This window comes from Halorubrum sp. GN11_10-6_MGM, from assembly GCF_005435165.1.
Lineage (GTDB): Archaea > Halobacteriota > Halobacteria > Halobacteriales > Haloferacaceae > Halorubrum.
Window position 1 is genome coordinate 14829 of sequence record NZ_SGUC01000027.1, and the last position, 25536, is coordinate 40364.

Annotated in this window: 23 protein-coding genes; 9 read left to right on the forward strand and 14 right to left on the reverse strand. The window is 70.3% G+C overall.

Annotated features, from left to right (window positions below; translation table 11 throughout):
* Positions 1 to 23: 23 nt before the first annotated feature.
* Together EXE46_RS12330 and EXE46_RS12335 are read right to left on the reverse strand one after the other, a co-directional pair.
* Positions 24 to 2258 carry a hypothetical protein gene (locus tag EXE46_RS12330; protein WP_137688690.1) on the reverse strand — a complete coding sequence of 745 codons (2235 nt, stop codon included), beginning with the start codon at positions 2256 to 2258 and terminating at the stop codon, positions 24 to 26.
* A gap of 171 nt (positions 2259 to 2429) precedes the next feature.
* A complete protein-coding gene (locus EXE46_RS12335; RefSeq protein ID WP_137688691.1) occupies positions 2430 to 2903 on the reverse strand; it encodes an NUDIX hydrolase in 474 nt (157 codons plus the stop codon).
* 111 nt (positions 2904 to 3014) lie between these two features.
* Between EXE46_RS12335 and EXE46_RS12340 the strand changes: the two genes are divergently transcribed.
* Positions 3015 to 3518, forward strand: coding sequence for a cupin domain-containing protein (locus EXE46_RS12340; RefSeq protein WP_137688692.1), 504 nt, complete (start codon positions 3015 to 3017; stop codon positions 3516 to 3518).
* A 51-nt stretch (positions 3519 to 3569) separates the two neighbouring features.
* Here the strand turns inward: EXE46_RS12340 and EXE46_RS12345 are convergent, their stop codons facing one another.
* Positions 3570 to 4544, reverse strand: coding sequence for a transcription initiation factor IIB family protein (locus EXE46_RS12345; protein WP_137688693.1), 975 nt, complete (start codon positions 4542 to 4544; stop codon positions 3570 to 3572).
* A gap of 309 nt (positions 4545 to 4853) precedes the next feature.
* Between EXE46_RS12345 and EXE46_RS12350 the strand changes: the two genes are divergently transcribed.
* A complete protein-coding gene (locus tag EXE46_RS12350) occupies positions 4854 to 6041 on the forward strand; it encodes a Xaa-Pro peptidase family protein (protein ID WP_137688694.1) in 1188 nt (395 codons plus the stop codon).
* A gap of 114 nt (positions 6042 to 6155) precedes the next feature.
* The gene (locus EXE46_RS12355) at positions 6156 to 7340 is read left to right on the forward strand and encodes an MFS transporter (protein ID WP_137688695.1); all 1185 of its coding nucleotides are present in this window, start codon (positions 6156 to 6158) and stop codon (positions 7338 to 7340) included.
* 40 nt (positions 7341 to 7380) lie between these two features.
* Here EXE46_RS12355 and EXE46_RS12360 read toward each other — a convergent pair whose 3' ends face one another.
* On the reverse strand, positions 7381 to 7617 hold the full coding sequence (locus EXE46_RS12360) for a hypothetical protein (protein ID WP_137688696.1): 237 nt from the start codon (positions 7615 to 7617) through the stop codon (positions 7381 to 7383).
* A gap of 70 nt (positions 7618 to 7687) precedes the next feature.
* On the opposite strand from EXE46_RS12360, the gene EXE46_RS12365 reads away from it, so the two are divergent.
* Entirely contained in the window at positions 7688 to 8074 is a 387-nt protein-coding gene (locus EXE46_RS12365; protein WP_137688697.1) for a hypothetical protein, read from the forward strand.
* Positions 8075 to 8146: 72 nt separating this feature from the next.
* Positions 8147 to 8872 (forward strand): hypothetical protein, encoded by a 726-nt coding sequence (locus EXE46_RS12370; RefSeq protein ID WP_137688698.1) that lies wholly within the window; start codon positions 8147 to 8149, stop codon positions 8870 to 8872.
* A gap of 19 nt (positions 8873 to 8891) precedes the next feature.
* Here the strand turns inward: EXE46_RS12370 and EXE46_RS12375 are convergent, their stop codons facing one another.
* The 7 genes from EXE46_RS12375 to EXE46_RS12405 all read right to left on the reverse strand — a co-directional run bounded on the left by EXE46_RS12375 (position 8892) and on the right by EXE46_RS12405 (position 16120).
* Positions 8892 to 9494, reverse strand: coding sequence for a CDP-alcohol phosphatidyltransferase family protein (locus EXE46_RS12375; RefSeq protein ID WP_137688699.1), 603 nt, complete (start codon positions 9492 to 9494; stop codon positions 8892 to 8894).
* Between the two features lie 26 nt (positions 9495 to 9520).
* Positions 9521 to 10171, reverse strand: a complete 651-nt coding sequence (locus EXE46_RS12380; RefSeq protein ID WP_137688700.1) for an adenylate kinase family protein — start codon at positions 10169 to 10171, stop codon at positions 9521 to 9523.
* A complete protein-coding gene (gene hisC / locus EXE46_RS12385; protein ID WP_137688701.1) occupies positions 10168 to 11262 on the reverse strand; it encodes a histidinol-phosphate transaminase in 1095 nt (364 codons plus the stop codon). The genes EXE46_RS12380 and hisC overlap by 4 nt, the downstream gene beginning before the upstream one ends.
* A gap of 75 nt (positions 11263 to 11337) precedes the next feature.
* Positions 11338 to 12750, reverse strand: coding sequence for a GTPase (locus tag EXE46_RS12390; RefSeq protein WP_137688702.1), 1413 nt, complete (start codon positions 12748 to 12750; stop codon positions 11338 to 11340).
* 256 nt (positions 12751 to 13006) lie between these two features.
* Complete coding sequence (locus EXE46_RS12395) at positions 13007 to 13750, reverse strand: fumarylacetoacetate hydrolase family protein (RefSeq protein ID WP_137688703.1); 744 nt, start codon at positions 13748 to 13750, stop codon at positions 13007 to 13009.
* A gap of 78 nt (positions 13751 to 13828) precedes the next feature.
* Positions 13829 to 14983 (reverse strand): zinc ribbon domain-containing protein, encoded by a 1155-nt coding sequence (locus EXE46_RS12400; RefSeq protein WP_137688704.1) that lies wholly within the window; start codon positions 14981 to 14983, stop codon positions 13829 to 13831.
* A gap of 39 nt (positions 14984 to 15022) precedes the next feature.
* Positions 15023 to 16120: a PAS domain-containing sensor histidine kinase gene (locus EXE46_RS12405; protein ID WP_137688705.1), complete on the reverse strand. Its 1098-nt coding sequence runs from the start codon at positions 16118 to 16120 to the stop codon at positions 15023 to 15025.
* Positions 16121 to 16368: 248 nt separating this feature from the next.
* On the opposite strand from EXE46_RS12405, the gene EXE46_RS12410 reads away from it, so the two are divergent.
* The 3 genes from EXE46_RS12410 (at position 16369) to EXE46_RS12420 (ending at position 19308) form a co-directional block, all read left to right on the forward strand.
* Complete coding sequence (locus tag EXE46_RS12410) at positions 16369 to 17091, forward strand: metal-dependent hydrolase (RefSeq protein WP_137688706.1); 723 nt, start codon at positions 16369 to 16371, stop codon at positions 17089 to 17091.
* 292 nt (positions 17092 to 17383) lie between these two features.
* Complete coding sequence (locus EXE46_RS12415) at positions 17384 to 18781, forward strand: sugar porter family MFS transporter (protein WP_137688707.1); 1398 nt, start codon at positions 17384 to 17386, stop codon at positions 18779 to 18781.
* 128 nt (positions 18782 to 18909) lie between these two features.
* A complete protein-coding gene (locus EXE46_RS12420) occupies positions 18910 to 19308 on the forward strand; it encodes an OsmC family protein (RefSeq protein ID WP_137688708.1) in 399 nt (132 codons plus the stop codon).
* 47 nt (positions 19309 to 19355) lie between these two features.
* Here the strand turns inward: EXE46_RS12420 and EXE46_RS12425 are convergent, their stop codons facing one another.
* Both EXE46_RS12425 and EXE46_RS12430 read right to left on the reverse strand, forming a co-directional pair.
* Positions 19356 to 22043 (reverse strand): PAS domain S-box protein, encoded by a 2688-nt coding sequence (locus EXE46_RS12425; RefSeq protein WP_137688709.1) that lies wholly within the window; start codon positions 22041 to 22043, stop codon positions 19356 to 19358.
* A gap of 46 nt (positions 22044 to 22089) precedes the next feature.
* A complete protein-coding gene (locus tag EXE46_RS12430) occupies positions 22090 to 22755 on the reverse strand; it encodes an O-methyltransferase (protein WP_137688710.1) in 666 nt (221 codons plus the stop codon).
* 115 nt (positions 22756 to 22870) lie between these two features.
* Between EXE46_RS12430 and EXE46_RS12435 the strand changes: the two genes are divergently transcribed.
* A complete protein-coding gene (locus EXE46_RS12435; protein WP_137688711.1) occupies positions 22871 to 24544 on the forward strand; it encodes a methylmalonyl-CoA mutase in 1674 nt (557 codons plus the stop codon).
* Positions 24545 to 24596: 52 nt separating this feature from the next.
* Here the strand turns inward: EXE46_RS12435 and EXE46_RS12440 are convergent, their stop codons facing one another.
* Positions 24597 to 25400 carry a formate/nitrite transporter family protein gene (locus tag EXE46_RS12440; protein ID WP_137688712.1) on the reverse strand — a complete coding sequence of 268 codons (804 nt, stop codon included), beginning with the start codon at positions 25398 to 25400 and terminating at the stop codon, positions 24597 to 24599.
* Positions 25401 to 25536: the final 136 nt, after the last annotated feature.

Consider the following 25536-nt stretch of genomic DNA (forward strand, 5'->3'; position numbering starts at 1 on the left):
GCCGCCTCTGAGGTCCCCGGCGACTACAGGTCGGGAACCGTCATGTGGAACCCGCCGTCGCGCGCCTCGACGAGGCAGAGGTGATACCCCTGTTTTCGCGAGAGTTTCACGAAGCTCGCCCGCTTCGACCGGCTGAACAGCCCGCCGCCGACGGCGTCGCTCGCGGTCTCTAAGGCGCCGGGCTCGAAGAAGCTCTCCGTCACCGCGAACGCCCCGGCGAACGTCTCGTTCGACGACGCGATGTCGCGCCCGTTCTCGACGAGCGACTCCAGCGTCCCCTCCGGCGTGGGGTCTCGGCTGTCGTTCAGGTCGGCGACGAACAGCGGGTGGCCCATCCGGTCGCGCAACACCAAGTCGAACGACCGCTGTTCGCGGATCTCCTCGCCGCCCTCGCGGAGCTCGACGGACACCGTGCCGCCGATCTCGGCCCGGTCGATCTCCGGAAGCGCGTCGTAGAGGTCGCGGAGCGTTCCCTCGTTGCCCGTCCCTCGGACCTCGAACGGGAGGTCCTCGACGAGCCAGCGGGTGAAGCCGTACTCGATTGTGTCTTCGAGGAACTCCGCGAACGGCCGGCCGTCCACGGCGAGGCCGTCGGTCTCGAAGCTCGTGTGGTGTTCGACCCGGAGGTTCTCGCGGAGCGCCTCGCGGTCGACGCGCCCCTCGTGGGCGTCGGCCAGCGTCGCGCCCTCCTTCGAGTCGTACCTGATGAACAGGTTCGTCCCGTTGCGCGCCTCCGCCGGCGTGAGCGTCCGCTCGGCGTCCGGGAGCCGTTCCTTGGCGTTCGAGAGCTCGCGGCGGAGGCGGTCGCGCTCCGCTTTGAGATCTTCGACCTCGGCCTCCAGCCGCTCGACGCTCTCGGCCAGCTCGTCGCGTTCCGTCTCGACCTCGTCGCGCTCGGCCGCCAGTCGGTCGCGCTCGTCGGCGAGCGCCTCCCGCTCCGTCTCGGTCTCTTCGAGGGCGGCTTCGAGCTTCCGGAGCCGCTCCGGACTCGCGCCGCTCGATGCGCCACCCGACGCGTCGCGCTTCGAGACCGCCGACCGCGCCGACGCCGACTCGCCGGTGGAGCGCGTCGAACGCGGCCCTCCGTTCGCGTTCGACGCGCTCCGCTCGGACCGTCCGCGGTCGTCGGCCGGCCGGGAACGCCCGGACGAGGCGTCGCGTCGTTCGCCCGCGGACCGCAGTTCGCCGCTCGCTTCCGAGGGGTCGAGCGCCGGAATCGACTTCTGTTCCCGCCACTCTGCCTCCTCCGAGAAGACGTCCTCGTCTGCCGGTGCGTCGGCTTTCTCTTGCGGTGTCTCGGCTCTCGCTGCCGGTGCGTCGGCCCCCTCTGCGTCGGGGGCGTCCGCGTCGTCGCCGCCCGGAGGAGACGCGCCGTCCGCCTCCGTCGGCGACCGTCGAACGCGGCCGGCCCCGGCCGAGTCGTCGTCGCCGTCCTCCGCGTCTCCGTCGGTTCCCTCCGCGTCTGCCTCGGACGATTCGGCGTCTCCGATCTGAACCGCGCCGCGCGTCGGCGACTCCTCGTCTTCCGGGGCCTCCTCGCCCGCATCGGCGTCGGCGCGCTCGTCGGCGTCACGGGTTGCGTCCGGCGCGCCGTCGCCCGCGCTCGCGGAATCGTCGTCCGTGTCTTCGCTCGCTCCGCCCTCGCCACCCGTCTCGACGTCGCTGCCTTCGGTCTCCGCCTCGTCGGCCGGGTCGGTCGCGGCGCCGGCGGTGCCGTCGTCGTCCGGGAGCGGCCGAACGTCGAGGTCGACCTCGTACACGGTGTAGATCCCGACCTCGTCGGCGGCGAGCTCGAAGGCGTCGTCCCCGGTCTCCAGCCGTCGCGCGTTCCCGACGTACGCCGCCGCCATCGACTCGCCGCCGGTGTAGGCGACGTAGTAGTCGCCCGAGAGGACGTTCTCCGAGAGTTCGATGTAGCCGGTGAATCCGCCCTGCGAGAGCTTGCGGTCGGCCTCCTTCAGCGGCGTGTCCTTGGTGTAGTACTTCGCCCGCGGCTCGCCGCCGGTCTCCTGCATCGCGAAAAGCACGGGGAGCGCGTCGTCCGGGGCCCGGTAGACCGTCCCCGAGGCGTCGGCGAAGGCGTCGAGCGTCGCGTCGACGACGCCGACGACGCGTCCGTCGACGAGGAACAGCCACCCGGTCCCGTCGGTCGCCGCCCCCGAGAACCCGTCGTCGACGATCCGCCGGAGCCCCGCGAACCCGTCGGAAAACGAGCGGTCGTCCCACTCGGCGATCGCTTCCCTTCGCTGTGCGTCCATCCTTGCGCTTACGTCGCCAGCACCGACCCAAATACCTTCCGGAGCGTAAGACGGCCGTCTGACGCCCCGATCCGCGGTTCGGACCGCTCGACCGTCCGGGCTCGGACCGCTCGACCGCCCCGGCTCGGGCCGGCGAATAGCGGGCTCGGTCGGCGCGACCGACCGGCTCGGTCAGTCGCCGTCGACGGCGGCGATAGCCTCGCGACCGAGGTCGACGACGTCGTCCGAGAGATCGCTCGCCGCCAGTTCCTCCGGCGTGTACCAGCGCCAGCGCGCCGGGTCGACCTCGTCGTCGCCCTCGGGAGCGATCTCCCGGGAGTCGACGCGAGCGTAGTAGAGGTGGTCGACGTGCTGGTGGCCCACGGACCCGTCCTCGTGGACGTTGATGTCGTGGAGCATGAGGTGGGCGGGCTCCGGGAGCCCGCGGGTGTTCGGGCCCGTGATATCCGACTCCGCGGCGACCAGCTCGGCCGCGAGCCCGGTCTCCTCGCGGACCTCGCGCCGCGCGGCCTCGTGCGGGAGCTCGTCGCGGTCGACGTGTCCGCCGGGCGGCAGCCGGATGCCGAGCCGCTCGTGCTCGTGAAGCGCCGTCGCCCCGTCGTTGACGATGTACGTCGTCGCCGTGAAGTGGCGAGTCGTCTCCATGCGATCGGGTGGCGACGCGTCGCCTTCGCGGTTTCGGCTCGGGACCGGCAGAGCCTGTGGGGTTCGCCTCGGCGAAGGAACACCTTAGACGGTCCCACGTGACGTGGACGCATGCCACCGATCAACGCGGACGACCTCTCGTGGACGACGCCCGACGCGGACGGCGCCGCGTGGCGACGGAAGCGGCTGGGCGCGGCGGCGGGCGGCGAGGAGTTGGGCTGTAGCCTCTACGAGCTCCCGGCGGGAGAGCGCTCGTGGCCGTACCACTACCACACCGCCAACGAGGAGGCCCTGTACGTCCTCGCGGGCGAGGGGATGCTGCGGCTCGACGGTGACGCCTACCCTCTCCGACCGGGGGAGTACGCCGCGTTCCCGGCCGACGCGTCGGGCGCTCATCGGGTCGTCAACGACGGCGACGAGACCCTTCGGTACCTCGTCGTCTCGACGATGCGCGAGCCCGACGTGACCCTGTACCCGGACTCGGAGAAGTTCGGCGTGTACGTCGGTTCGCCGCCCGGCGGACGCGAGGAGCGGTCGCTGTCGAGCTACTACCGGGTCGGCGACGACGTGGACTACTGGGAGGGTGAAAACGACGGGCGAGGCGAGAACCGGTGAGACGCGAGCGGAACCGTCGGCGTCACGCCGCGCGACGAGTCGGAGAGCCGATCAGTTCAGCGCGACGGAGTCCTCGGCTTCGAGGAGCTCGTGATACCGGTTCCGAATGGTGACCTCGCTGATGTTCGCGACCTCGCTGACCTCGCTCTGGGTCACCTTCTCGTTGACGAGGAGCGAGGCGGCGTAGACGGCGGCGGCCGCGAGCCCGACCGGCGATTTGCCCGAGTGGATCCCCTGTTCCTTCGCGGTGTCGAGCAGGCTGCGGGCGCGGCGCTCGGCCTCGTCGGAGAGGCCCAGGTCGGAGGCGAACCGCGGGACGTAGCTCTCGGGGTCGGCGGGCTGGATCTCCAGTTTCAGCTCGCGGACGACGTAGCGGTACGTCCGGGCGATCTCGTCTTTCTCGACCCGGGAGACGCCCGCGATCTCGTCGAGGCTGCGCGGCGTTCCCGCCTGCCGGGCGGCGGCGTACAGCGAGGCCGTCGAGACGCCCTCGATGGAGCGCCCGGGCAGGAGGTCCTCGTCGAGCGCGCGGCGGTAGATGACCGACGCCGTCTCCCGGACGTTGTCGGGAAGACCGAGCGCGCTGGCCATGCGGTCGATCTCGCCGAGCGCCTGCTTGAGGTTGCGCTCCTTGGAGTCGCGGGTGCGGAACCGCTCGTTCCACGTCCGCAGCCGCTGCATCTTCTCGCGCTGGCGGCTGGACAGCGACTTGCCGTAGGCGTCTTTGTCCTGCCAGCCGATGTTCGTCGAGAGCCCCTTGTCGTGCATCATGTTCGTCGTCGGGGCGCCGACGCGGGACTTGCTGTCCTTCTCCTTGGAGTCGAACGCGCGCCACTCCGGGCCGCGGTCGATCTCGTCCTCCTCGACGACGAGCCCGCAGTCGACGCAGACGGTCTCGCCGTGTTCCGTGTCGGTCGCGAGCTGGCCGCCGCACTCGGGGCACCGCAGCTCTTCCGCTTCGGTTTCCGACTCTGTCTCGCTCTCGTCGACGTTCTCCGTCGTGTACGTTCGAAGGTTCTCGCTCATTGGTTTGGTGCGTGGAGGGAACAACGAAACCGAGAGAGGGGTCTCGGCGTTTTCCTCACCATCGGGTAAGCGAGCGACGCACTTAAATGTTTGCGTGATTGGTCTCGTTCAGACACGGCCGAATCCGGCGTGTACAACCCTGTACAATTCGGAATTCGCGACCGTGAGAATCGAACCGACCAGAGAGCGAAACCGACGGTCCGAGACCGGGAGTTGATATATAGGCGTTTCGCGAGTCGCCGGGCGTCCCGGGCGTCCGGTGGTTCCGCGAGGACAACCGCTATGAGCGTCGCCCGAACAGAGGGAGGTATGAACCGAACGCGGCTCGACGACCGCCTCGCCGACCTCGACACCGACGGCTACCTCCTCGACGCCTCGCAGGACGACGCCAACCAGCTGTACCTCTCCGGCTTCACCGGCCCCGATCCCTTCCTCACGCTGTACGCCGACGGCGAGGTCCACCTCCTCGTCAGCGGGCTGGAGTACGGGCGCGCGACGAGCGAGGCCGCGGCCGACACGGTCGAGCGCCACGCCGACTACGACTACGAGTACGGCGGCCGCGAGGAACGCAACGACATGTACGCGGCGTTCCTCCGCGACAAGGGCGTCGAGTCGGTCTCGATGCCGCCGCGCGGTCCGGTCGGCACCGCGGACGCCCTCCGCGAGCGCGGGATCGAGGTCGCGGTCGACACGGACGACCGACTTCAGGCGGTCCGCGCGGTGAAGACCGGCGAGGAGATCGAGGCGATCCGCGAGGCGCAGCGGGCGAACGAGGCCGCGATGCGGGCCGCCGAGGAGCTGATCGCCGGCGCCGACGTGGCCGGCGAAGACGCTCCCACCGACGGCGACGTCGACCCCGGTACGCTCTTCCACGAGGGCGAACCCCTCACCAGCGAGCGCGTGGCCGAGGAGATCGAGGTGACGCTGCTGCGCCACGGCTGCGCGCTCGACGAGACGATCGTCGCCGGCGGCGCGCAGGCCGCCGACCCCCACGACCGCGGTTCGGGCCCGCTCCGCGCGAACGAGGCGATCATCGTCGACATCTTCCCGCGCTCGAAGGCGACGAAGTACAACGCCGACATGACGCGGACGTTCTGCGTCGGCGAGCCGGACGAGACCCTCCGCGACTGGTACGACCTCACCGAGCAGGCCCTCGACGCCGCGCTCGACGCGGTGGAGCCGGGCGTCACCGGCGAGGATGTCCACGCCGCCGCCTGCGAGGTGTACGAGGCGGCGGGCGAGCCGACGTTCCGCACCGACCCCGAGACGGAGACCGGGTTCATCCACTCGACCGGCCACGGCATCGGCCTCGACGTCCACGAGTCGCCGCGGCTCGCGAGCGGCGGCGAGGAGCTGGAGCCGGGCCACGTGATCACCGTCGAACCCGGCCTCTACGACCCCGAGGTGGGCGGCGTCCGCATCGAGGACCTCGTCGTCGTCACCGAGGACGGCTACGAGAACCTGACGGAGTACCCCGTCGAGTTCGCGACGGAGTGAGGCCTCCGAGCGGGACGGTCCCGCGGCCCGGAGAGAGTGACACGGTGACGCACGACACCCGGCCCGTCTGACCGCGATCGGAAGCCGCTTTGACCCGCGTCCGGAACGCCGACCGTGAACTGGCGGTACGAACACAGCGCGCTCGCGCTCTGTACGCTCGCGTTCACCGGGACGATGGTGGCGCGGCTGGTCGTCAGTCCGCTCGTCCCGGAGATCACGGCGCAGTTCGACGTCACCAACGGCACCGTCGGGCTCGCCCTCAGCGGGATGTGGCTCACCTACGCGCTGACGCAGTTCCCCTCCGGCGTCCTCGGCGACCGCTACGGCGAGCGCCGCGTCATCCTCACCGCTGTCGGCGCCACCGCCGTCGCCTCGGTCCTCCTCGCGGCATCGCCTTCGATCCTCGCGTTCGGGCTGTTCGCGGCCGCGCTCGGCGTGGGCGCCGGGCTCCACTACTCGGTCGCGACGACGTTCCTCACGCGGCAGTTCGACGACACCGGCCGCGCCATCGGCGTCCACGTCGCCGGCGGCCCGATCGCGGGGCTCGCCGCGCCGCCCGCCGCCGCGCTGGTCGGGTCGCGGTACGGCTGGCGCGCTGGCGTCCTCCTCGGCGCGGCCGTCGCGGTGCCCGTCTTCGTCCTGTTCGCGTGGCGGGTCCGGCCCACCGACCCCCTCCGTCCGGACCAGCCGATGGGAGAGCGGTTCGCGCTCGGCCCGCTCACCGAACTGCTCTCGCGGCCGGAGATCCTCTACACGACCGCGCTGGCGACGATGGGCGCGTTCACGTGGCAGGCGACCGCCTCCTTCCTGCCGACGTTCTTGGAGGTCGGAACCGGCCTGTCGGGCGCGCTGTCGGCGCTGCTCTTCTCGGTGTATTTCCTGGTCCACGGCGCCACCCAGCCCGTGACCGGATCGGTGTCCGACCGGATCGGCCGCGACGCGGCCGCGATGGTGACGATGGGCGCCGGCCTCGTCGGCTACGGCACCCTCGCCGCGGCCGCGACGCTCGATTTCGGCCTCCTCGCCGTGGTTCCGGGCGTCGGGCTCGTCGGGCTCGCGATGTCGTGGGGCGCGCCGGTCCAGTCGCGGTTCATGGACCTCCTGTCCGACGCCGAGCGCGGCGCCGGCTTCGGGCTCGTCCGCACCGCCTACATGGTGACGGGCGCCTCCGGCAGCGTCGTCGTCGGATCGGTCTCCGACGCCGCGGGCTGGCCCGTGGCGTTCGGACTGCTCGCCTGCGTGATGGCGCTCGGGCTGGCGACGCTGTCGGCGAACCGACTGCTTGAGTTGGGGTACTGAGCCGGGGAGCGGGGGAAAAGGCGACGCCGCGATCGAGCGCTCAGAGTCGGTCGTCTTCGATGCTGCCCGGGTCCTCCGCGGTGTCGAACATGTTGTTCTCGGCCCCGTCGAGCATCTCGTCGCGGGGGTCGTCGTCGACGACGGTCACGTTGTACGCCTCGATGCCGGACGCGATGAGGTCCTCCGCGGCCTGCTCTTCGGAGACGAACTCCTCGTCCGCCAGCTGTTGAAACTCCGCGTACACGTCGTCCGAGAGGTTCAGCTCGAATGTGGGCATACCCCCCGTTCCGACCGGACACTTTTAAATCGTTCCCTCGTTGCGTGAGGTGTTCGGAGAGGGAGTCCCAGTGACCGACGACAGCGAAACCGTGATCGAGGCGTACGACGACGGCCGTCGGATCGTCCGCGAGGCGCGGGACCGTCCCGACGCGTATCACTTCGACGGCCCCGACGGACGGATTGCATCGTTCGATCTCCCGGAGGCGGCCCGCCTGTACGCCGACCTGTACGCGATCACCGGCGGCTTCGACGAGAGCCAGACCGGCAGACGGGGCGTCCCGCCGAGGATCGCCAGTGCCGACAAAGCGGTTCGAATGACGTACCTCGCCGTCCGCCTGTCGGTCGCGTACGCCGCGGCGGCGTTCGAGGTCGACGAGTCGGTCGTCAGCGACGCCGTCAACGCCGTTCACGCCCGGGCAGACGACCTGCGTTCGGGAGAGGCCGAGAACGACTGAGGGCCGATCGGCCGGGGCGGCCCGAACATCTGCGGGGTCACGAGTACCCCGACGGGGCGACGAGGCTCGCATATGCTCGGTTTCCCGTCTCCCTTCGGCTCCGCGGACGACGACCTGTTCGACGGCTACGACGAGTTCGTCGCCGACGACCTCCCTCGGCCGGGCGCGTTCCTCGACGGACACGACGTGCTCACGGGGACGGACCACCTCGCGTTCCACCGCCTCACCCGCGATTGCTTCGAGGAGCGAGGGGTGTACGACATGACGTTCGACTACAACCTCGCGCGGCTGAACCTCGACACGCGCCACGGGGACGCCGGATTCCGCTACGCAGTCGAGCGCGGCGACGCGGTCGACGCCGTCGCCCCCGCCGACGCTGACAGCCACGCCTTCGACGGAAACGGGGTCGACCGCGTCCTCCGGGCGGAGTTCACGCCGACCACGGCGTTCTGCCCCCAGACCCACACACTGACCGTCGGCGCCTTCCGGGCGTGGAACGGGCTTTCCGACCGCCACGAGTACGACCTCGTCCGGGTCCGCGCGCCCCCGGCCCACAACCGGAGCGAGGCGGTGAACGAGCGGCTCGCGGAGCTGGAGGCGACGTACCTCGAAACGGGCGAGGTGGCGGCCGAAAGCGACGAGCTAGCGGCCGGAACCGACGAGATAGCGGCCGAAAGCGACGGGCTAGCGGCCGGAACGGAGAGCGAGACCGAGGAGAACCTCGGAATGGGGTCGGCTCCGATGGAAGGCGACGGAGACGCGAGCGCGCGGGACCGGTCCACCGACTCGCCCTTTTAGCAGACTGGTCCGCGGGCGGTCACAGGTCGCGCCACGCGCCGAGGAACCGCTGGACCGCCGTCAGGTGGCCGACGACCGCGAACAGCGCGAGCAGCAGGCCGACGACGTTCAGCCCGGCGGCGATCGGGGCGGAGTAGACAGCGGCGACGACGCCGACGATCCCGATGAGCGCGAGCCGGTCGGCGCGACCGAGGAGGCCGCCGTACTCGCGGCCGATGCCGACCGCCTGTATCTGCGTGCCGAGGTACGAGGTGAGGAGGACGCCCGTGACGGCCGCGAAGCCGAGCGCGTACGCCTCGATCCCGGCTGTGAGTCCCGCGATGACCGCCACGTCGGCGTAGCGGTCGAGGACGTGGTCGAGGAAGTCGCCGCCGTCGGAGGCGATCGACTGGTGGCGCGCGAGCGCGCCGTCGACGAGGTCGAGCCAGCCGTTGAGGAGGACGAGCAGCGCGCCGGCCGCGTACAGCGGCGTCGATCCCGCGGCGAACGCGCCGGCGGCCGCGACGGCGACGAGGAACGCGATCACGCTCACCTGGTCGGGCGAGAGGCCGAGCCGGTCGGCCGCGGACACCCACGGGCCGAGGAGTCGGTCGGCCACGGAGCGGTACTGGTCGAGAGTCATCTACCGTTCCGACGGTCGCGACGGGCTCATATATAATCGATGAAGTCGACGGTGCCGGCGCTCGGCTCCCGCTCCCCCTCGATCGCCGCGCGGACCGCGTCGGCGACGGCCTCGGGGTCGCGGTCGGTCGCGTCGACCTCGTAGACGTTCTCGGCGCCGTGTTCGGCCACCGCCTCCGAGAGGATCACGTCGAGCGCCTCGCTCTCGGCGTTCTCGCGAGCCTTGCGAGCGAGAGCTCGAGGCGGCTCCGCCGACTCGGCGTTCTCGGCGGCCGTCTCGGGCGACTCGCCCCGCGCTTCGAGCCGCGATTCGATCGCCTCGGGCCGACACCGCAACACGACGACGCGGTCGACGTCGAACCGGTGCGCGAGGTGCGAATCGAGGACGCCGGACCAGTCGCCGAGGCGTTCGCGGACCGCGTCGAGGTCCGCGACGAGCGTGTCGCGGTCGGCGTCGCGCTCGGTCCACAGATCGTCGTCCGACTTGATCCGGTCGTTGAGGTGAATCACGTCGTACTCGCCTTCGAGCAGCGCGGTCGCCGTCGTCTTCCCCGTTCCGGGCGTCCCCGTGACCGCGACGCGGTCGGCGCGGACGTGGTCGGCCCCCTCGTCGGCGTCGGAGCCCGCCGCAGTTTCGTCGGCGTCGGAGCCCGCCGCGGTCTCGTCGGCGTCCGTCACGCCCGTACACCGAGTTCGAGGTCGGCCAGCACCTCGTTGAGCAGGTCGACCGCCTCGCGGGTCTCTTCCCGGGTTCCGGTCGAGATCCGGACGTGTTCCGGGAGTCCGAAGGAGGTACAGTCGCGGATGATAACGCCGCGCTCTTGGGCCGCCTCCGCGACGCGCTCGCCGTCGCCGACGGCGGCGAGGACGAAGTTCCCGGCGGAGTCGACGGTGGGCGCGTCGAGCTCGTCGGCGATGTACTCGCGGGCCCAGCGGGAGGTCTCGACCGTCTCCTCGACGTGCTCCTCGTCGTCGAGCGCGGCGAGCGCGGCGCGGCAGGCCAGCTCGTTGGCCGCGAACGGCGTGTTGACGCGGGCGTACGCCTCGCCCCACGCCTCGGGGACGACGCTGTACCCGATCCGGAGCCCCGCGAGCCCGTACGCCTTCGAGAAGGTGCGGAGGACCGCCACGTCGTCGCGCTCGTCGACGAGCGGGATCGCGCTGTCGACGGCGGCGAACTCGCCGTACGCCTCGTCGACGACGACGAGCGTCTCCTCGGCGGTCGCGTCCGCGATCGCCTCGACTTCGTCGAGCGGCATGGTCGATCCCGAGGGGTTGTGCGGCGAGGTGACGTAGACGATCCGCTCGCCGCCGTAGGCGGACAGCACCGTCTCCGCGTCCTGCGCGAACCCGTCCGCGGGGGAGAGCTCGTACTCCGTCACCTCGCCGTGGTGGTACCGCGAGGACATGGCGTAGTAGGCGAAGCCGGGGCTCGGCACCAGCACCTCGTCGCCGGGCTCCAACGCGGCCCGCGAGAGGTAGTCGATCGAGCCGTCGGCGCCCGGCGAGACCCACACCTGCTCCGTCTCGACGCCCCACTTCTCGGCGATCTTCGCGGTGAGGTCGGTGTGCGAGGACTTCGGGTACTGGTTCACGCGGTCGGCGTGCTCGCGGATCGCCTCGACGGCCGCCGGACTGGGTCCGTGCGGGTTCTCGTTCGAGGAGAGCTTGATGAGGTCGTCGGGGTCGAGCCCGCGCTCGCGGGCGACCTCCTCGACGCCCCTCCCGGGCACGTACGGCGAGTGATCGGAGAGATCCCGTGGCTGCATGCCCGGGAGTCGGGGGGCGTCGGGCTTAAGCGTGGTCTTGGCGGTCGGCGGCTCGCGACGGGACCGCCCCGCGGTTCACGACGACGGCGCGTCCGCGAGGCGTCGCTCGGCCTCGGCGACGACGTCGGGGCGCCCCGCGAGTTCGACGACGACGGTCGCGCCGCCGTAGTCGACCTCCGCGACGACGCCGCGGTCGTACGCCCACGAGAGCGCGGCCTGCGCGGCGCCGCCGTTCGGCGCCTCGACGGTCGCGGTCGCGGTCGGCAGCGCGTCGGCCACCGCGTCCGCGAGGTCGGCGAGGCCTGTCTCGTCGCGGACGCTGACCGGGATCGGCGACCGGAGGGCGTCGACGACGGGCGCCTCGCGGGGGTCCAGATCGGCGACCGCGCCCTCGTAGGCCTCGATCGCGGCCGCGAGCCCGTCGGCTCCGACCTCGTCGGCCTTCGAGAGGACGGGAATCACGGAGCCGTCGGTCGCCTCGATCGCCGACAGCGACGCGCGGAGCTTCCGGCGGAGATCGCTCGGGTCGTCGCTCGCGTCGACGACGAGCAGCGCGCAGTCGGCCGCCCGGATCGCGTCGATCGTCGTCCGGAAGGAGCGCACCGCCTCGTGGGGGAGCCCGTCGGGGAAGCCGACCGTGTCGGTGACGAGGGCGCGTCGCCCCCCGACCGTCGCCCGACGCGTCGTCGTCGAGAGCGTCTCGAACGGCCGGTCCGCGACCGCGAGCGGTCCGCCGCCGTCCGCCGGATCTCCTTCGGCGGACTCGGTGCGGTCGGCATCGACCTCGTCGGCGAGTCGCCGGGCCAGCGTCGACTTCCCGGCGTTGGTGTACCCCGCGAGCGCGACGAGGTCGAACCCGGCGTCGCGGCGCTCCGCCCGTCGGACCGCCCGGTCGTCGGCTATCTCGTCGAGCGCGCGCTCGGCGGATTCGATCCGCTTCTGGACGTCGAGGACGCGGCTGTCGCCCTCCGGCTGCAGGCGCACGTGCTCGCTCGCGTCGCGGGCGACCGCCTCCCGGAGTCGGGGAAGCTCGTAGCGCAGCCGCGCCAGCTCCAGCTGGCGGTCGGCGGCCCGGGAGTCGGCGGCGTCGGCGAACAGTTCCAACACGAGCCGCGGGCGGTCGATCACTGCCGTTCCGGGCGGCAGGAGGTCGCCGAGCGAGAACGTCTGCCCCGGCGACAGCCCCCCGTCGTAGATCACGGCCTCGGCGTCCGCGTCGGCCGCGAGCCGCATCAGCTCCTCGGCCTTCCCGCGGCCGAGGTCGTAGGTCGGGTCCTCGCGTCGTCGCTGGGTGACCTCGCCGATCACCGCGTAGCCGGCCGCGGCTGCGAGGTCGCGGATCTCGCCCGTGTCCGGCGGGTCGCCGTCCGACCGGGCCGCGACGACGGCGGGGGTCGAGCTGGCGGTCGTGGGCTCTGCGTCGGCGGACTGTCCGTCGGTTTCGCTCGATTCGTCGCGTCCGTTCGTCGTGGCGTCGTCTCGTGACATTCGGTCGGGCGCTCGCGTCGGCCCGGAGAGGGGAGCGTCTCGCGCTCCGGTCGCGGCTCTGTGCGCGGCGACCGGCCCAGCCTCGCGCGGAGCGGGGCGGGGCGGCCGCGTCGCGCCGCGGCGATACCGTCAGGAACCGGCGACGAACGAACTGGTCTCCATACCTCCGACTCCGGGGGATGCCACATAAGCGTTCACCGGAAACGAGGTGTGGTACCGAGACGCAAAAAAGCAGGCCACGTCGGAATCCCGTCGCTCAGGGGACGTGAACGTCGTGTTCGAGCGTGCCGACGCCCTCGATCTCGACCTCGACCGTGTCCCCGTCGGAGAGCGCGCCGACCCCTTCGGGAGTCCCCGTCGCGATGACGTCGCCCGGTTCGAGCGTGAGGTAGGTCGTGATCTCCTCGATCAGCGTCGGCACGTCGAAGATCATGTGTTCGCGGTCGCTGGACTGCTTCGTCTCGCCGTTGACCCGGAGCTCGACGCTCGCGTCGGCGGGCACCTCGTCGGGCGTCGCGAGGACCGGACCCAGCGGCGCGGCGCCGTCGAACGCCTTCCCGCGGACCCAGTTCTGTTCCTTGTTCTGGTCATCGCGGTTCGACACGTCGTTCATACAGGTGAACCCCGCGACCACGTCCATCGCGTCTGCGGCGTCGACCGCCTTACACTGCTCGCCGATCACGACCGCGAACTCCGCCTCCCAGTCGATCCGGTCTTTCCCCGCGGGGACGGTCACGGTGTCGCCGTGGCTCGCCACCGCGTTCGGCGGCTTGAGGAAGAGCAGCGGGCGGTCGGGCACGTCGTTGCCGAGCTCCTCGGCGTGGTCGGCGTAGTTGCGGCCGATACAGACGACCTTCGAGGGGTCGGTCGGCGCGAGCACATCGATCTCGGGGTCCGAGAGCGCGTACTCGTCGCCGCCGAAGGCGACCGTGTCGGTGTCGGGGTCGTACTCGCCGTCGCGGATCGATCCGGCCGGGTCGCGGAACCGTGCGCGGTACATACCCGACTCATCGGGGGGCCGCCCGAAAAGCGTTCCCGGAGAGGCAAGCGACGAGCGCGGCGGGCGCGTCCGGTCGGTTCACTCGGTCGAATCGGCCGTCTCGCGGACCGAGTCGGTCGCCGTCTCGTCCGTCGGTTCCCCGTCGGTGGCGCCATCGTTACTCGCGTCGGCGGCGTCGGTGGGGCCGCCGACTCCGCCGTCGCCGTCCGAGACCTCGCCGTCGACTCCGCTCGACTCGCTCGCGAGCGAGCCGAGCGACGGCGCGTCGACCTCGTCGCCGAACAGCTCCGACCGCGCGCAGTCGGCGCAGTAGTGGTTGTACCGCATCGAGTGGGTGCGGACCGGGACGCCGGCGACGACCGTCTCGTCGCGTCGCCGCCTGACGAGGCCGCGGTCGAACGCCTCGCCGCAGACGACGCAGGCCTCGTCGACCGACTCCGGCGGACGGACGGTCCGGTGGTCGACCGTCTTCAGTCGGCCGAACTCCGTGATTCCGTGGCGGCGGTCGAGGCGCCGGTCCACCGGCGGCGCACCGTACGCGCCCAACAGCGCGAACGCGAGGCCGATCAGCGCGACCGGCGGCGACCCGGACTCGACGGCGACGAACCCGATCCAGCCGCCGATCAGCAGTAGCAGCGCGCTCAGCAGGTACGCGGAGAGGAGCTCTGTCCGCCCTCCGCCCTCCGTGCGAGACGGCGCGCGCGCCGCCGTGTCGTCGCCGCGGACGAGCCTGCGCCGCTCGGCCAGCTTCGAGTAGTGCCACCAGCCGTACAGGAGGTTCCCGATCCCGCTGGTAAAGATGAACAACAGGACGTGGACGCCGACGGACCCGATCCCGCGGTCGACGAGGACGACCCGGTCGCCGTCGTCGCGCTCGATGTCCCACCCCGCGTCGAGGTGGTCCTGAACGCGACGCCGGAAGGCGCGCTCGCTCTCGCCCGGGGACGACGCCGAACGCGACGGGGGTGAGCCGGCGTCGTCGGTTCGCTCGGGCGCGCGGGACGGCCGGGCCGAGGCGGCGGACCCGCCGCTCGACCGCGGCGCGCCGCAGTTCGAACAGAACCGGTCGTCGTCGTCGAACCGTTCGCCGCACTCGGCGCAGTACGCGGGATCGGCGGGGCCGTCGAGGTCGGCGCCGCAGTCGGGACAGAAGCTCGCCCCGGCCGGGACCGTCCGATCGCACTCGGGACACCGGTCGGTCGGCGTCCGGGCGTCGTTCCGCTCGGAGGGCATCGACGCGGAGTTCGTGCGGCGGGCTGTTAACTCCTCGCCTCACCGCCGACGCAGTCGGATCGAAACGTCGTTGCCGCCGAGATCGCTCTCGCCGAAGGAGAGCTCTCCGCCGAACGTCTCGACGGTCAGCTCCGCGAGCCAGAGCCCGAGCCCGCTCCCGTGGTGCGTCGGGGTTATCGCCGAGCCGTCGCGGATCACGTCCCGCTCGTCCGCGGGGATCCGCGGGCCGTCGTCCTCGACGTGGATCGCGACCCACTCGCCGGACGCCGCGTTCGGGTCCGGATCGGCGTCCCCGATCCGGACTCGGACCCGCGGCTCCGGGCTCGGATTGTGCTCGATCGCGTTGTCGACGAGACTGTCGATCGCGTACCGGAGGCGGCTGTCGGCCATCACCGGCCTTGATACGGAGGTTTCGATCTCGATCTCGGCGCTCGGCGTCCGTTCCCGGTAGTCGGCGACGACGGACCGCACCGTCGGTTCGGGGTCGATGTCGGCCGGCTCGTCGGTCGGGTGTTCGAGGACGCGACGGATGTGGTTGGCCTCTTCGGCCAGCCGTTCGAGCTCGTGAGCGGCGCGCTCGATCGTGGCCGCCACGTCGACGCTCTCGCCGCGCTGATCGTCCAGTTCGGCCAGCAACCGCGTGGTGTGGCCGGCGACGACGTTGGCGTTGTTCCGGAGGTTGTGTCGGAGAATTCGGTTCAACACCTCCAGCCGCCGCTCGTTTCGGGACACCTCCGTGAGATCCGTGTAGACGGCGAAGCCGCCGCGGGGAGCCTCGTCGCGCTCCTCGTCGCCAGCGTACGGGACCCCTCGGTAGAGGAACTCTCGGAGCCCGGTGGCGGTCTCTCGGGCCACCTGTCGGTAGTTGATCTCCCCGGAAGCGGTGTTCGCGTCCAACTCCCTCGCCTCCGCGATCTTCCAGTCGGGAACGACCCACGCGTTGAGCGACTCCCCGCGTATCTCGTCGGCGTCGTAGCCGAAGACGTCGACGAACGCTCGGTTGACGTCTCCGACGATCGGTTCGCCGTCGACGAGCGTGAACTCGACGACCGCGTCCTGAACGTGTTCGATGAGGTGGCGATACCGCCCGTCGTCCGCGGCACCGTCGACACGTTCGCCGGTCCGCTCACCCGCCATGTCGAGGCTCCACTGTTACGAGGCCTGTAGACCGATCCGGATGTTAAGGCTGTAGTAGCGGGAAGATATTGCGACTGTCGCCGTTTGAACTGATCGTTCAAAGAAAAGGGCTGGCGAAAATGGGGGAGAATCGATGTCGAAACCCCACCGCGAGAGAGCCCTTCGCGAATCCCGCTTTCTTCGCGGACCGTTCCGGAGCCCACGGCGTCGAGTTTTATTACCGCGCGCCGAGATATTGGAAACGGACCATGGAACTCACTTGGCACGGCCACTCCACGTGGCACGTCGTCGTCGAGGACACGGAGCTGCTCATCGACCCGTTCTTCGACAATCCGAAGACCGACGTCGACCCGGCGTCGCTCGACCCCGACTATCTGCTCTTGACTCACGGGCACGCGGACCACATCGGCGACGCCGACCAGTTCCCGGACGCGACGGTCGTCGCGACCCCGGAGCTGACCGGCTACGTCCAGGAGAACTTCGGCCACGAACACACGCTCCCGGCCGGCGGGATGAACATCGGCGGCACCGTCGAGTGCGGCGACGCGTGGGTGACGATGGTCCGCGCGGACCACTCGAACGGCATCGAGAACGACCCCGACTACTCCGCGGGGATGCCGGCCGGGTTCGTGATCGGCGACAAGAAGCCGACCCAGGAGTCCGACCCGGACTGTACCACCTTCTACCACGCCGGCGACACGGGCCTGATGTCCGAGATGGTCGACGTGATCGCGCCGTACCTCGAACCGGACGCCGCCGCCCTCCCCGCCGGCGACCACTTCACGATGGGGCCCGCGGGCGCCGGCATCGCCGCCGACTGGGTGGGCGCCGACATCGTCTTCCCGATGCACTACGACTCGTTCGGTCCGATCGAAATAGAGACCCGCGAGTTCGTCAACGAGGTCAAGGCCGCGGGCGCCGCCGCCGAGCCCGTCGTTCTTGAGGGCGACGAGACGTACACGCTGGAGTAGCGCGACCGGCCTCTCGGAGTTCGCGTGGCTCGCCGCCCGACGAGGACCGCTTTTTTCGAGGCATCGAGGCGATCGCAGACGGCGAGATCCGCGCTCAGCGTCCGTTCCGTCGCCGAACGGTGAGCGCTGCGAACGGGCGGACATAAAGTATTACTCGGAGACAAATAAATATTATATCCGCTGTCGTAGATTCCGCTCACTGCCGCCGGCAGAAATATACCAAATGTATTTAAATTAATAATAAATCAGAAGCCTTCTAAATAAAAGATGGTTAGCGCCGAATTGGTACGTCATGTCAATCGCAGATATGCGGGCCGTGATCCGGGGAGAGGGCGGACGGTTCGTCTACGTCGTCTCCGCGCTCGCGGCGCTCAACGGCCTCCTGTTCGGGTTCGACACGGGGATCATTTCCGGAGCCATCCTCTTCATCGACACCGCCTTCGAGCTGAGTCCCTTGGTGGAGGGGATCGTCGTCAGCGGCGCGATGGTCGGGGCGGCCGCCGGCGCGGCCGTCGGCGGGCAGGTGTCCGACCGGATCGGCCGCAAGCGGTTCATCCTGCTGTCGGCCGGGGTGTTCTTCCTCGGTTCGTTCCTCATGGCGGTCGCGCCGACCGTCTCGGTGCTCGTCGCGGGACGGATGATCGACGGGATCGCTATCGGGTTCGCGTCGATCGTCGGCCCGCTGTACATCTCCGAGATCGCGCCGCCCTCCGTCCGCGGCGGACTCACGTCGCTGAACCAGCTGATGGTCACCGTGGGGATCCTCTCGTCGTACTTCGTCAACTACGCCTTCTCCGGCTCCGGGTCGTGGCGGATCATGCTCGGCGCGGGGATGGTTCCGGCCGTCGTGCTCGCAATCGGGATGGTCCGAATGCCCGAGAGCCCCCGGTGGCTCTACGAGCAGGGCCGGACCGACGAGGCCCGCGCCGTCCTCCGTCGCACGCGCGACGGCGACGTCGAGGCCGAGCTCTCGGAGATCGAGACGACCGTCGAGGCGCAGTCCGGAAACGGGGTGCGCGACCTGCTCAGCCCGTGGATGCGCCCGGCGCTGGTCGTCGGGCTCGGTCTCGCAATATTCCAGCAGGTCACCGGGATCAACGCGGTGATGTACTACGCGCCGACGGTCCTGGAGTCGACCGCGCTCGGCAGCTCGCAGTCGATCCTCGCGTCGGTGGCCATCGGAACCGTCAACGTCGCCATGACCGTCGTCGCGATCCTCCTCGTCGACCGCGTCGGTCGTCGCCCCCTCCTGCTCGTCGGGACCGGCGGGATGATCGGGTCGCTGGGCGTCGCCGGGCTCGTCTTCCGGTTCGCCGACCCGACCGGCGGGATGGGGTGGCTGGCGACGCTCACGCTCATCTCGTTCGTCGCGTTCTTCGCGATCGGGCTCGGTCCGGTGTTCTGGCTGCTCATCTCCGAGATCTATCCACTCGCCGTCCGCGGGAGCGCGATGGGGATCGTGACCGTCGCCAACTGGCTCGCGAACCTCGCCGTGGCGCTGTCGTTCCCCGTGCTGCTCGACGGGATCGGCACGCCGGCGACGTTCTGGCTGTTCGGGGCCTGTAGCGTCGTCGCCCTCCTCTTCACCCACCGGACCGTCCCCGAGACGAAGGGCCGGACGCTGGAGGCGATCGAGGCCGACCTGCGGGGCGCGACCGGGCTGGCCGCGGACGCGTCCGGCGACGACTGATGCGTCGCTGACCGCGAAGCGGTCGGCGTCGGCACGTCGGCGTCGCCGTTCTCGAACTCGCGGAGCGCGCCCCCGACGTGCCGATGCCGATAGTCTTTATCCCCAGGAGACCGAACGAACACTCGACTATGGCAGACATCGAGACGTCCACCGTTTCCGAATCGGGCTACGCCAGCACCAGTCAGGTCGGCGAGTTCGACCTCCAGATCGACGCGACCGACGAGACGGGGCCGAACCCGAACGCGACGCTCGTCGCGACGTACGCCTCCTGTTACCTCCCCGCGTTCCGCGTCGGCGGTAGCCAGCGCGGCGAGGAGGAGCTCGGGAAGATCCAGATCGACGCCAGCGCCGAGCTCGACGACGACGACGACCTCGAATCGATCGCCTTCGACGTCCACGTCGAAGCCGACCTCGACGACGAGACCGCGGCCGACATCGCCGAGCGCGCCGAGGGGATCTGTCACGTCCACAGCGCGCTCCGCGAGGGGCTTCACGCCGACGTCAGCGTCTACCCCGGCGCGTTCTGAGGCGACGCGACGTTTTTGCGGCCCGTTTCTCCCCGACACTCGCCCGATCAGTCGGGGGCTTCGGTCTCTTCGAGAGACGAATCCGGTTCCTCGGCGGGCGGTTCAGGTTTCTCGGCGGCCGACCCCAACTCCTCGGCGGACGGTCCCGGCTCCTCGGGCCCCGGTCCCGGCCGATCGACGCCGGTGAACTCGAACCGGGCGCCGCCACCGTCCCCCTCCGTGACCGCGACGTCCCAGCCGTGCGCCTCGGCGATGCGCTGGACGATCGAGAGCCCGAAACCGGTCCCCGTGTCGGAGGTCGTGTAGCCGTTCTCGAACACTTGATCCCGCTCGTCGGCGTCGATCCCCGGGCCGTCGTCGGCGACGTAGAACCCGTCCGGAAGGTCGCCGACGACGACGCGCTCGCCGCCGTGTTCGTCGGCGTTGCGGAACAGGTTCCCGAGCAGCTGTCCGATCCGTCCCGGGTCGGCGCAGACCTCGCAGTCCGCCTCGATGACGACGTCGATCGAGGGCTCCGTCCCCTCGGTCTCTGCGGCGTCATCGCCGCCGAACGGGTCCTCGCCGTCGGCCGAGCCGAACGCGTCGTCGCTGTAGCGGGCGGCCAGATCGCCGAGGTGGACGCGCTCGAACGAGCCGACCGCCTCGCCCTGCTTGGCGAGCGCGAGGACGTCCTCGATCAGCCGCTCCATCTCGTCGAGCGCGCGGTCACACCGGTCGAAGTACGAGTCCGTCCCCGTCTCGCGGGCGAGCCGGAGATATCCCGAGAGGACGTTGAGGGGGTTCCGGAGGTCGTGAGAGACGATACTCGCGAACTCGTCGAGTCGCTCGTTCTCGCGTTCGATCCGGCGCTCGTACGCCTTCCGCTCGGAGATGTCGCGGCTGCTCGCTAGGAACCGGTCCTCGCCCTGAACGTCGATCCGCCTGACGTGGACCTCGACGGGGAACGTCGAGCCGTCGGCGCGGGCGAACGTCGTCTCCAGCCGGACCGTCTCGTCGACCTCCAGACTGTCCCAGAGATTCCGACCCACCTCCGGTTCGAGTTCGGTGTCGAGCTCCCAGACGTCCATGCCGACCACCTCGTCGCGGTCGTAGCCGAGGGCCTCCGTCAACGCGCGGTTGGCGTCGATTATCTCCCCCGCCTCGTCGTGGATGTCGATCATGTCAGGCGAGCGCTCGAACAGCGCCTCCAGCCGCGCGGAGGTGCGTTCGAGCCGCCGCTGTCGCCGACGGTCCTCGGTCACGTCGCGAGAGATGCCGAGCACCCCGTCGAACTCCCCGTCGATGACGAGGCGAGTCAGACCGTAGTCGACGATGACGTCGGACTGCGTCGGGAGGTCGATCTCGGCCGTCCCGGTCAGCGACTCGCGGTCCCCGTCGACGAGCGCGGCGAATCGGTCGCCGTCGTCCGTCTCTCTGATCTGTTCGACGAGACGGCTGTTCCGCCCGACGAGCTCCTCCGGGTCGACCCCGTACACGTCGGCGAGGTGGTCGTTCACCAGCTCGAAGCGACCGTCGGCGTCGTAGATACACACCGATTCGGGCAGCTCGTCGACGAGCCGCCGATACCGTTCGAGCTCGCGCTCCCGCTCTTTCTCCTCGGTGACGTCGATGTGGATGCCGACGGCGCGGAGCGGGGCGCCATCCTCGTCCCGCTCGACCACCCGCCCGCGGTCGCGGATCCACTTCCAGTCGCCCGACTTCGTCCGCATCCGGAAGTCGGACTGGTAGAGGTCCGCCTCGCCGTCGAAGTGCGCCTCGATGGCGTTCCAAGCCTCGTCAATGTCGTCCGGGTGGACCCGGTCCTCCCACGCCGACAACTCGAAGTCGATCGCGTCGACCTCGTGGCCGAGCATCGCGGCCCAGCGCTCGTCGAACCGCACCTCGTCGGTCTGAACGTTCCAGTCCCAGACGCCGACGTCGGCCCCTTCGACGGCTAACTGGAGCCGCTCGGAGACCTCCCGGAGCTCGCGCTCGCGCCGCCGCTTCTCCGTCACGTCGCGGAAGTACAGCGCGAGCCCCCGTCCGGTGGGATAGCCGTTCACGACGAGGTCGGCGTCGAGCCGGTCGACGTGCTGTTCGAACCGCACCGGCTCGCCGGTCGCCGCGGCCTCGCGGAGCGCGGCCTCGCCCTCGGTGTCGGCGGTCCCCGGGAAGAGGTCCCAGATCCGCTCCCCGATGAGGTCGTCAGCGTCGAGGTCGATCAGCGCCCTCGCGCGTTCGTTGAGGTACGTCACCCGCCACTCGCGGTCGACCTCGCAGAAGGCGTCGCTGATCCGGTCGAGGTGGGCCGTCAGCCGCCGATCGCCGTGCGCGCCGTCGACGGCCCCGTCGACGGCCTCGGCGAGCCTCGCGTAGCGGTCGGTCGTCTCCCCCTTGCGGAGGTACTCGTCGACGCCCGCGGAGACCGCCTCGCTGGCCACCGCCTCGGAGCCCTCCCCGGTGAACAGCACGAACGGGATCCCGCCGTGGCGGTCGCGGACGGCCCGGAGCAGTTCGATACCGTCCGCCTCGGGCATCTGGTAGTCCGAGACGACGCAGTCGAACGACGACGCGGAGAGCGCGTCGAGCGCGGCCGTCGCCCCCTCGACCGGCGTCGCGTCGATCCGGGGGTCGCGCTCCTCCAGCATCGACGCCGCCACGTCGGCGAGCCCCGGTTCGTCGTCGACGACAAGCACCCGGAGCGACGAGGCCTCTCGCGCGGCGCCGGCGCCGTCCGAGTCCGTCGCTCCGCTCATTTCAACAGATGTTTCATATTCGACATGATAACCGTTTCGCTCCCGCTCACCGGACCACCGTCGAGACGGCGAGCCCGGATCCGACCGGGAGGATCGCGGTCTCGACGGCGTCGTCGGACCGGACGGTTCCGAGGTACTCGCCGATACCCCGGGTCTCCGCGTCGACCGCGGCGTCCGGGAGCGGGTCGCCCGCCTCGAAGTGTGCGACGAGCGTCTCGAAGTCGATCGGACCGCGCGTGACGTTGTCGGCGACTATCACGCCGCCGGACCTGACCTTCGGGAGGACCGCCCGGTAGGCGTCGACGTACCGTTCCTTCTGGTGGTCGATCAGGGCGACGTCGAAGGGGCCGTCGTACCGTTCGACCGTCTCCATCGCGTCGCCGACCTCGAAGGTGACGCGGTCGGCGTACCCGTGATCGGCGGCGAACGCCACGCCGCGCTCGGCCTCGTCGACGTCGAACTCGGTGCACGTCACGTGATCGGCGCCGCCGCGGAGGAACCACGTGGCGGAGTAGCCGAACCCGGAGCCGAACTCGAAGACGCGCCCCGCGTCCGTCAGCCGCGCGAGCAGGCGGCAGACCGCTCCCGCCTCGGGACCGACGATCGGGAACCCCCACTCGTCCGCGAGGTCGGCCATCTCCGACTGGACCGGCGTGTGCTCCGGCGCCGTCGCGGCGAGGAACCGGCGTGCGGTGTCCGTGAGCACGTCCATACCCCGTTTTCGCACGGACGGTACTTAAATCGGACCGCCGACCGCGGCCGGGGCGGGGACCCGATCGACACCGCCCTGAAAACTGTTAAGTCGCGCTCGGTCGACCAGTTCGATAATGTACGACCCTGAGGAACTCGCCGCGATCCGGGAGGCCAAGGAGTCGTGGGAGGACGGTACCTACGGCGAGACGGTCGACCGGTTCGGCGAGCGAGAAGAGGCGTTCACCACCGACACCGGGGGCCAAGAGGTGGAGCCACTCTACACGCCCGCGGACGTCGAGACGGACTACCGCGAGGACCTCGGCTATCCCGGCGAGGAGCCGTACACCCGCGGCGTCTACTCCACGATGCACCGCGGGCGGCTCTGGACGATGCGCCAGTACGCCGGGATGGGCACCGCCGCGGAGACCAACGAGCGGTTCCGCTACCTCATCGACGAGGGGTCGTCCGGCCTCTCGATGGCGTTCGACCTCCCGACGCAGATGGGGTACGACTCCGACGCCGCGATGGCCGAGGGGGAGGTCGGGCGCTCCGGCGTCGCCATCGACACCCTCGACGACTTCGAGACCGTCTTCGACTCCATTCCGCTCGACGAGGTGTCCACGTCGATGACGATCAACGCCCCCGCGGCCGTCCTCCTCGCGATGTACGTCGCGATGGGCGACGAGCAGGGGGTCCCGCGCGACCAGCTCCGGGGGACGATCCAGAACGACATCATGAAGGAGTACATCGCGCGGAACCTCTACATCTACCCGCCGAAGCAGTCGATGCGGCTGATAACGGACATCTTCGAGTTCTGTGCGGCCGAGACGCCGAAGTTCAACACCATCTCCATCTCGGGGTACCACATCCGCGAGGCGGGCTCGACCGCGGCCCAAGAGATCGCCTTCACGCTCGGTAACGGGATCGAGTACGTCGAGGCCGCCGTCGACGCCGGGCTCGATGTCGACGAGTTCGCCCCGCAGCTCTCCTTCTTCTTCAACGCCCACAACAACATCTTCGAGGAGGCCGCGAAGTTCCGCGCCGCCCGGCGGATGTGGGCGCAGATCATGGAGGAGCGGTTCGGCGCGGAGAACCCCAAATCGAAGCAGCTGAAGTTCCACACCCAGACCGGCGGCTCGACGCTCACGGCCCAGCAGATCGAGAACAACGTCGTCCGCGTCTCCTATCAGGCGCTCGCGGCGGTGCTCGGCGGCACCCAGAGCCTCCACACGAACGGGAAAGACGAGGCGCTCGCGCTGCCGACCGAGAAGTCGGTCAGGACCGCGCTCCGCACGCAGCAGATCCTCGCCCACGAGTCGGGCGCGGCCGACACGATCGACCCGCTCGCGGGCTCGTACTACGTCGAGAGCCTCACCGACGGGATCGAGGAGGACGCCTTCGAGATCCTCGACGAGGTCGACCGCCGCGGCGGAATGCTTGAGGCCGTCGAGAGCGGGTGGGTTCAGCGACAGATCCAAGACGTCGCCTTCGAGCGCCAACAGGAGATCGAGGACGGCGAGCGGATCATCGTCGGCGTCAACGAGTACGAGGTGGACGAGGAGCCGGAGATGGACTTAGAGGAGGTCGACCCCGAGCAGGAGCAGAACCAGCGCGACCGCCTGAACGAGGTGAAGGCCGACCGCGACGACGACGCGGTCGAGGACGCCCTCGCCGGGCTCCGCGAGACCGCGCAGGGGTCCGAGAACGTGATGCCCCACGTGGTCGACGCGGTGAAGGCGTACGCGACGGTCCAGGAGATATCGGACGTGCTCCGCGACGAGTTCGGAGAGTACAAGCCGGGGCAGTGACCGCTCGGTCCCCGTCCGTTCAATCCGCGACCGCGAGCGGCGTGGCGCCCGCTCAGTCGGCGCCGCGAACCACGTGGCCGTACTTCAGCGCGGCGACGAAGACGCCGCCGCCGACGGCGTTGCCGACGGTCGCGAGCGCGAGGAACGCGAGGTAGTCGGCCACCGTGATCGCGGGCGAGACGAACAGCCCGAACAGCACCTCGACGTTGCCGGCGATCGAGTGCGGCAGGTGGAGCAGTCCGATGGTGCCAGTGACGATGAACACGAAGAGCAGGCGGCCCGTCGTCTCCTCTGCGGCGGTGATGAGCCACGCGAGCAGGCCCATCAGCCAGCCGGCGAACACGCCGCCGACGAACAGCCACTGGAGGTCGTGGGTCACCAGCTTGAGCGCGATCGCCTCGAAGGCCGCCGCCTCGACGACGCCGAGCCCGGGCGTCAGGAGGGTCGCGAGCAGGGCGAACGACAGCCCGCCGAGCAGGTTCCCCGCGTACACCAGCCCCCAGAGGCGACCCAGTTGGCCGAGCGAGGCCTGCCCGTCCATCACGGGGATCACCGCCAGCATCGTGTGTTCCGTGAACAGCTCCGAGCGACCCAGGATGACGAAGACGAAGCCGACGGAGTAGACGGTCGCGAGCAGCAGTTCGGTGCCGAGGTCACCGTATCCGCCCGGCGAGAGCGTCAGCACGACGGCCATCAACAGCGGGCCGAACCCGATGTCGAGCCCGGCCGACAGCCCGGAGAGCAGCAGCCCGGACCGCTCGCGGTTCATCTCGTGGAGCGCGCTGTCGAGGATGGAGTCGAGGATCGTCCGCGACGTCTTCTGTTCCGCGGGCGCGTCGGAGTTCTGGTCGCTCACGGGGGATCCTACGGTGGAGTTGTCGCCCGACGAACCCAACTCTTTCCCTCGGCGAACCGCGGTTCCGGGACCGACACCTCACTCGACGCTCTCGCTCGGCCCCCGTCGACGCCCCCGCTTGGCCGTGCTCGACGCC

Bases quoted from the DNA above. Each gene is read 5' to 3' on its own strand.
- EXE46_RS12335 (WP_137688691.1), bottom strand. From the start codon at position 2,903: ATGGAGACGACTCGCCACTTCACGGCGACGACGTACATCGTCAACGAC.
- EXE46_RS12425 (WP_137688709.1), bottom strand. From the start codon at position 22,043: ATGAGCGGAGCGACGGACTCGGACGGCGCCGGCGCCGCGCGAGAGGCC.
- EXE46_RS12410 (WP_137688706.1), top strand. From the start codon at position 16,369: ATGGAACTCACTTGGCACGGCCACTCCACGTGGCACGTCGTCGTCGAG.
- EXE46_RS12370 (WP_137688698.1), top strand. From the start codon at position 8,147: ATGCTCGGTTTCCCGTCTCCCTTCGGCTCCGCGGACGACGACCTGTTC.
- EXE46_RS12375 (WP_137688699.1), bottom strand. From the start codon at position 9,494: ATGACTCTCGACCAGTACCGCTCCGTGGCCGACCGACTCCTCGGCCCG.
- EXE46_RS12420 (WP_137688708.1), top strand. From the start codon at position 18,910: ATGGCAGACATCGAGACGTCCACCGTTTCCGAATCGGGCTACGCCAGC.
- EXE46_RS12345 (WP_137688693.1), bottom strand. From the start codon at position 4,544: ATGAGCGAGAACCTTCGAACGTACACGACGGAGAACGTCGACGAGAGC.
- EXE46_RS12390 (WP_137688702.1), bottom strand. From the start codon at position 12,750: ATGTCACGAGACGACGCCACGACGAACGGACGCGACGAATCGAGCGAA.
- EXE46_RS12435 (WP_137688711.1), top strand. From the start codon at position 22,871: ATGTACGACCCTGAGGAACTCGCCGCGATCCGGGAGGCCAAGGAGTCG.
- EXE46_RS12395 (WP_137688703.1), bottom strand. From the start codon at position 13,750: ATGTACCGCGCACGGTTCCGCGACCCGGCCGGATCGATCCGCGACGGC.
- EXE46_RS12330 (WP_137688690.1), bottom strand. From the start codon at position 2,258: ATGGACGCACAGCGAAGGGAAGCGATCGCCGAGTGGGACGACCGCTCG.
- EXE46_RS12400 (WP_137688704.1), bottom strand. From the start codon at position 14,983: ATGCCCTCCGAGCGGAACGACGCCCGGACGCCGACCGACCGGTGTCCC.
- hisC (WP_137688701.1), bottom strand. From the start codon at position 11,262: ATGCAGCCACGGGATCTCTCCGATCACTCGCCGTACGTGCCCGGGAGG.
- EXE46_RS12340 (WP_137688692.1), top strand. From the start codon at position 3,015: ATGCCACCGATCAACGCGGACGACCTCTCGTGGACGACGCCCGACGCG.
- EXE46_RS12350 (WP_137688694.1), top strand. From the start codon at position 4,854: ATGAACCGAACGCGGCTCGACGACCGCCTCGCCGACCTCGACACCGAC.
- EXE46_RS12430 (WP_137688710.1), bottom strand. From the start codon at position 22,755: ATGGACGTGCTCACGGACACCGCACGCCGGTTCCTCGCCGCGACGGCG.
- EXE46_RS12405 (WP_137688705.1), bottom strand. From the start codon at position 16,120: ATGGCGGGTGAGCGGACCGGCGAACGTGTCGACGGTGCCGCGGACGAC.
- EXE46_RS12360 (WP_137688696.1), bottom strand. From the start codon at position 7,617: ATGCCCACATTCGAGCTGAACCTCTCGGACGACGTGTACGCGGAGTTT.
- EXE46_RS12415 (WP_137688707.1), top strand. From the start codon at position 17,384: ATGTCAATCGCAGATATGCGGGCCGTGATCCGGGGAGAGGGCGGACGG.